Source organism: Pseudomonas sp. GW822-FHT02D10 (assembly GCF_058802345.1).
In genome coordinates, this window is the sequence record NZ_JBXAOB010000033.1 from 1 (window position 1) to 2118 (window position 2118).

Annotated in this window: 3 protein-coding genes; all 3 read right to left on the bottom strand. The window is 52.6% G+C overall.

The window, feature by feature from the left end; translation table 11 throughout:
- Window positions 1-201 precede the first annotated feature (201 nt).
- Window positions 202-534, bottom strand: a complete 333-nt coding sequence (locus tag AC1RPZ_RS27280) for a hypothetical protein (RefSeq protein ID WP_493141009.1) — start codon at window positions 532-534, stop codon at window positions 202-204.
- A 446-nt stretch (window positions 535-980) separates the two neighbouring features.
- Window positions 981-1361, bottom strand: a complete 381-nt coding sequence (locus AC1RPZ_RS27285; RefSeq protein WP_493141010.1) for a UCP019853 family protein — start codon at window positions 1359-1361, stop codon at window positions 981-983.
- The coding region (locus tag AC1RPZ_RS27290; protein WP_493141012.1) for an RHS repeat domain-containing protein at window positions 1354-2118 on the bottom strand (765 nt) is incomplete at its 5' end. The genes AC1RPZ_RS27290 and AC1RPZ_RS27285, both read right to left, overlap by 8 nt.

The window sequence follows — 2118 nt, forward strand, 5'->3', positions numbered from 1 at the left end:
CCGATGCCAGAGATCTGGCATCGGATTTTCTAGGAAGCCCGGCGTGGACTCAAATGCTTAAGTGAACAGCATTACGCACATGGCGGGCTCTCTGTTGATGGGGTCAAATCCTTTTGTCAGCTCAATCTGCGCTTCAGGATGTGAGCGATTCGTGAAAAACATGTCGCAGAATCGAGAAGCAGACAGGCCATACGGAACACCCTACTTGACTGAATCCGAAACGGGCTCTGGCAACCGCCGCCCGAGCACATCCAACAGATCACAACCATCGCGCAACGGGATGGCGCATAGCAACGCGAAGTCATTCAAAATCACCGAATCACTGGCAATCTCGCCCCGCATCGCCAGGTTCTCCAGCACCTGCGTTACGGCACGAATGCGATAACCGGCCGCATCCAGCAAGATATCGAGCGGTGCGTGGGTATCGACGAACAGAGTCGGCATGTCACAGCAGTTGCTGGTGAGGGCCATGTAGCGGTTGGAGGGATGGGACGTTGGGGGAACGTAGGGTGGATCGGGGTTGTAGGTGTTCATTGTTCTGATTCCTAACGTATGGATTGAAGCCGCCAGACATCACTTCCACGCAATAGGTGGCGGCTGTACGCAGGTGTGGAAGACCGGGACGTTAGGCACCCGGCGCGCTCGAAAGCGCCCCGCGCACAGCCACCATAAAACTCAGACGATAAAAAAACGCCGAACTGGTGGCGCTTTGTGCGCCTAACGATAGAAAGGCTTCCACACCCTGTCACTGAATTTGCAGTGACAGCCCAAAGACTATTGATGAAGCCCATCACGCACCAGTTCATGCACACCGCCACAACCTGCGGGAAATCTCCGACGAGTTTGCCCAGAAACTTCACCGCCTGACCGACCGCTATCGCGGGGCAGCCATGCTCCCATAGAAAACGCACAACCCCGTGGGAGCGTGGCTTGCCCGCAATCGAGCGCGAAGCGGTCGTAGGCAAATAAATCCGTCTGCGTTAACTGCAGAAAGCCACATCAATCCGATCTACTTTAATCCTTACAAATTTCTCATTGAACGAAGGGTATTCGTAGTGAATATCCTGATCCGAAAATTCAATGAATGACCTGAAGACACCCCCATCCAAAAATCCATAGAGAAAATACGAAAAGCCCTCACCGCACATTTCAACCAGGGACTCTTTTTCTTCAGCCATCACAATAAAGTCGTCATCAGGAAGGACCATGTCCATCTCAACGTTATAGCTTCCTCCCACCTCAAAATTTCCGGGGCAATAACTCATAAAACACTTAACGAGAGTACCGTTAACGAGTAGTACAACCTCTTCCTCAACTGCCTTACTTATCGCGATTACCAAAGCACGCTCTGCTTTACTCATACGAGGGCCTCACCACCTTGTCGTGTGCATCACCGTTTATAGTTCTCCAGAAATCCTTCCCGCTTTTTGTATGCAAAGTCGTAATTTCCTTATTGTTGTTTGTGCCAACAAAAGCAAATTTCGCTTCACCTCTACGACTATTACCCATTAGCTGTAAGTAACCCGCACGTATCTCTCCCTGATACTTGTAATCAACGCGAGTTCCCTGATTCACAACATCGTGAGCTATAAGCGAATACTCCTCTTTGCTCAGCGCGCCGAACTCCGCGCCGTGTTTTTCGTAATGTTTTTTAAGCTTTTCCTCACTTCCAAAGTCTTGAGGCTTCCCTTTCGGCTTTGGAACGTTCGGTTCACCCTCATCAACCCGCGTCTTCCCCGGCGGGTCTTCCACTCCAAACGTCTGCTTGCACCCGCCCCCGCCCGGGCAGCTGTTCAATCCCAACGGATCCACCCACTCCGTTGGATTCGGGGTGTACTGGTAGCCGTTGATCCCGCCCGCCAACTTGATCGGGTCGGGCGTCAGGTAGCGGCCAATGTCCGGATTGTAGTAGCGATGCCGGTTGTAATGCAGGCCGCTTTCAACGTCGAAGTACTGCCCCTGAAAGCGCAACGGCTGCTCAAGCTGTTCTTCGCCGAAGTGCTTCAGGCTGGCGAGTTTTCCGTAGGCGTTGTAGGTCGCTGACCAGACGATTTCGCCACCGTAATCCGTCAGTTCCTGCGGTGTACCGAGGTGGTCGAGTTGGTAGTAGAACGGGCA

Excerpts from the sequence above, each read along its gene's own strand:
- AC1RPZ_RS27280 (WP_493141009.1), bottom strand. The coding sequence starts at position 534 with ATGAACACCTACAACCCCGATCCACCCTACGTTCCCCCAACGTCCCAT.
- AC1RPZ_RS27285 (WP_493141010.1), bottom strand. The coding sequence starts at position 1,361 with ATGAGTAAAGCAGAGCGTGCTTTGGTAATCGCGATAAGTAAGGCAGTT.